Here is a 3,802-nt window from a genome sequence, read left to right as displayed (position 1 = left end):
AGGCATTCTTTATGGCTGCTCTTGCCAGATTGGATTTGAGTATGGGGAACATACTTTATTTAAGTTGTTTGATTAACTATATGCAGAAGATGTTTTCAGACAGGCATATGCCTGTCTGAAAACATTCGCGCGCGTGTAACCGCCCGCCATATGGGGCGGGCAAATGGGTTATAATCTGAATTGATTAAGGAAGTTATCTGAAATAGATACAGGTGTTGGATGCCTGTTTGAATAAACAGTCGAGGATTGTTATGGAATACCCTCAGCAAGATCAAGCAGTAAGCGGCCGCGGCCGTTTGCGTCAGAACAGTATTTATCTGCTGCCCAATTCTTTTACCATTGCGGCTTTGTTTTCTGCTTTTTTTGCGATTACACAGGCGATGCACGAGCATTATGAAACGGCGGCGATTGCGGTGTTTGTGTCTATGCTGCTCGACGGTATGGACGGTCGTGTGGCGCGGTGGACCAACAGCCAAAGCGCGTTTGGCGAGCAGCTCGACAGTTTGGCCGATATGGTGAGCTTCGGTGTGGCGCCGGCGCTGATTGCTTATAAGTGGCAGCTGTTTAATTTCGGCAAAGTCGGTTATTCGGTGGCGTTTATTTATTGCGCATGCGCTGCGCTGCGTTTGGCTTTGTTCAACACGATGATCGGTAAAGTGGATAAGCGCTGGTTTATCGGCATCCCCAGTCCGACGGCTGCTGCGTTAGTTATCGGCTTGGTTTGGGTTAACCATAATTATGGCGAAATCGGCGGTGTGGAATGGTTTGCGCTGCTGCTCACTTTGTTTGCCGGCTTGTCGATGGTGGTGCAGATTCCGTTTTGGAGTTTTAAAGAGCTGAATGTGCGCCGCAAGGTCCCGTTTGTGGCGATTATTGCGGCAATGCTGGTGCTGCCTTTGGTGGCGCTCGGGCCTTCGCTGGTGATTTTTCTGTTTTTCTTGGGATACAGTTTGTCGGGCTATGTGATGTATTTCTGGCGCAGAATCAAGAAAAAAAGAAAGCTGGTTTGATCATCGGATGGTTTTAAGGTTTGTAGCAAGATAAGGGTTTCAGACAGGCATATGCCTGTCTGAAAAGCAAGAGAGGATGGCTGTGGAAATTATTGTGATGCTGGCTTTGGTCGGCTCGTTTGCGGGGTTTATCGCCGGTTTGTTGGGCATTGGCGGCGGTATGATTATCGTGCCGGTGGTGCTTTGGGCGATGCAGATGCAGGGGGCGGGCGACACGGCTTACACGCAGCATATCGCTATCGGCACGTCGTTTGCCGTGATGGTGTTCACTTCGTTTTCGAGCATGATGTCGCAACATAAAAAAGGCGGCGTGAATTGGGCGATATTCAGAAGCATGGCGCCGGGCATGATTGCCGGTGTGGTGGCAGGTTCGCTGTTGGCCAAATACTTGCCGAAAGAAGGTTTGCAGATTTTCTTTGTGGTGTTTGCCACGGTTCTTGCCGTGCGCGCTTTGATGAATGTGAAACCCAAGCCGAGCCGCCAGCTACCGGGCAGGGGTGGTTTGTTTGGTATGGGCGGTGTGTTCGGCGTGTTTTCCAGCTGGATCGGTATCGGCGGCGGATCGCTTTCCGTGCCGTATATGGTGTTTTGCAATGTGCCGATGCATCAGGCGGTCGGCACTTCGGCTGCGCTCGGCTGGCCGATTGCGCTGACCGGTGCGCTTACTTATCTTGCCGCTGGCTGGAATGTTGCCGGCCTGCCTTACGGCGCAGCCGGTTTTGTGTATTGGCCTGCCGCGGTGGTGTTGGCGGCGGCTACCTTGATTTTTGCGCCTATCGGTGTGAAAGCCTCCCACAAACTGCCTGCCGAAAAGTTGAAAATGGCGTTCGGCGTATTACTTTTGGTGATTGCTGCACGTATGTTGTGGCAAGTGATTAACTAGACAACGGAGAAAAAATCGTGACTGCAACCCAGCTTATTCAAAGGCTTACGGAAATTGTGGGCCAGCCGCACATCATTACCGATCCTGCCAAAACCGAGCCTTACCGGCAAGGCTACCGCTTTGGCGAGGGCAAAGCTTTGGCCGTGGTGCGTCCGGGCACATTGTTGGAGCAGTGGCAAGTGCTGAAAGCTTGTGTGGAGGCAGACGTGATTGTGCTCACCCAAGCGGCAAACACCGGCTTGACCGGCGGCTCTACGCCGGACGGCAACGATTACGACCGCGATATTGTGATTGTAAACACCATGCGTATGAACATTATCCGGCCCATCAACCAAAACGAACAGGTTGTCTGCCTGCCCGGCGCCACTTTGAATCAGCTCGAATTGCTGCTGAAGCCGTTGGGTAGGGAACCGCATTCGGTGATTGGTTCTTCATGTATCGGTGCATCTGTGTTGGGCGGGGTGTGCAATAATTCGGGCGGCGCACTGGTGCAGCGCGGCCCCGCTTATACCGAAATGGCATTGTTTGCCCAGTTGAACGAAGCGGGCGAATTGCAATTAATCAACCATTTAGGCATTGATTTGGGCGAAACGCCTGAAGAAATACTTACCAATCTGCAAGGCCATCATTACCAGCAAAAAGACATCACCCGCGAAGCCGGAAAAGGGCACGACCATGCTTATTGCAACCATGTCCGCCAAGTGGACGAACCGACTGCCGCCCGCTTCAACGCCGACCCTGCGCGGCATTACGAAGCTTCAGGCTGCGCAGGTAAGCTGATGGTGTTTGCCGTGAGGCTGGATACGTTCCCGTTGGAAAAGCATACGGCTGTTTTCTATATAGGCACCAACGACATCAACGAATTAACCGATATCCGCCGCACCATTTTGGGCGGATTCAAAAGCTTACCGGTGTCGGGCGAATACATTCACCGGGATGCTTTCGACATCGCAGCCGTGTACGGCAAAGACACGTTTTGGGTAATTAAAAAATTCGGTACCCATAATCTGCCCAAGCTTTTTGATTACAAAGCAAAAGTTGACCGGTTCGGCAAAAAGCTGAGTTTTCTGCCCAAGCATTTTTCCGATAAGGCTTTGCAAGAAATCAGCAAATTTTTGCCGGAGCATCTGCCGCAATCTTTGCGCGACTACCGAAACCGCTTCGAACACCATTTGATTTTGAAAATGGGCGGCGAAGGCGTGGAAGAAGCACGCGTGTTTTTGAAAAACTATTTTGCCGAAAAATCGGGCGATTATTTCGAATGTAGCCCGGAAGAAACCCAAGCCGCCATGCTGCATCGATTTGCCGTTGCATCCGCTGCGGTGCGCTACCGTGCGGTGCATGATAAAGAAGTGGAAGATATTGTGGCGCTGGATATTGCCCTGCGGCGCGACGACCGCGATTGGTTCGAACGCCTGCCTGAAGAAATCAACAGTAAAATCAGCCATAAGCTTTATTACGGCCATTTTATGTGTCATGTGTTCCATCAAGACTATATCGTGAAAAAAGGCCACGATTGCATGGCGCTTGAGCATGAAATGCTGCATCTTTTGGATGAGCGCGGTGCGCAGTATCCTGCCGAGCATAATGTCGGCCACCTTTATGAAGCCAAGCCGGCATTAAAACAGTTTTACCGCAAGCTTGATCCGACCAACAGTTTTAATCCGGGTATTGGTAAAACATCGAAAAAGAAACATTGGGCGTGATGCAAAAATAGACAATGCCTGTCTGGAAAGTGGTTTTTCAGACAGGCATTGTCTATTTTCCGACTATAGTTACACCACTTACATAGTAATATTTCCGTCATACTCGGGCTTGACCCGAGTATCCCAAAATTTACTGAAACTCAAGATACTCGGGTCAAGCCCGAGTATGACGTATGTGGTTTTCTTAAGTTGATTGATTATAT

3 protein-coding genes are annotated in these 3,802 nt (G+C 50.6%); all 3 read left to right on the top strand.

Annotated features, from left to right (window positions below):
- Window positions 1–251 precede the first annotated feature (251 nt).
- The 3 genes from pssA to dld all read left to right on the top strand — a co-directional run bounded on the left by pssA (window position 252) and on the right by dld (window position 3,599).
- Window positions 252–1,010 (top strand): CDP-diacylglycerol--serine O-phosphatidyltransferase, encoded by a 759-nt coding sequence (gene pssA, locus HMPREF9370_RS09745; protein WP_009117321.1) that lies wholly within the window; start codon window positions 252–254, stop codon window positions 1,008–1,010.
- Window positions 1,011–1,086: 76 nt separating this feature from the next.
- Window positions 1,087–1,893: a sulfite exporter TauE/SafE family protein gene (locus HMPREF9370_RS09740; protein WP_009117320.1), complete on the top strand. Its 807-nt coding sequence runs from the start codon at window positions 1,087–1,089 to the stop codon at window positions 1,891–1,893.
- Window positions 1,894–1,910: 17 nt separating this feature from the next.
- Window positions 1,911–3,599: a D-lactate dehydrogenase gene (gene dld, locus HMPREF9370_RS09735; protein ID WP_009117319.1), complete on the top strand. Its 1,689-nt coding sequence runs from the start codon at window positions 1,911–1,913 to the stop codon at window positions 3,597–3,599.
- Window positions 3,600–3,802 lie beyond the last annotated feature (203 nt).

It is taken from the genome of Neisseria wadsworthii 9715, from assembly GCF_000227765.1.
GTDB classification, from domain to species: Bacteria; Pseudomonadota; Gammaproteobacteria; order Burkholderiales; family Neisseriaceae; genus Neisseria; species Neisseria wadsworthii.
Note: the sequence above shows the minus strand (reverse complement) of the source record. Positions and strands in the feature narration are given on the sequence as shown.

Excerpts from the sequence above, each read along its gene's own strand:
- pssA (WP_009117321.1), top strand. The coding sequence starts at position 252 with ATGGAATACCCTCAGCAAGATCAAGCAGTAAGCGGCCGCGGCCGTTTG.
- HMPREF9370_RS09740 (WP_009117320.1), top strand. The coding sequence starts at position 1,087 with ATGGCTGTGGAAATTATTGTGATGCTGGCTTTGGTCGGCTCGTTTGCG.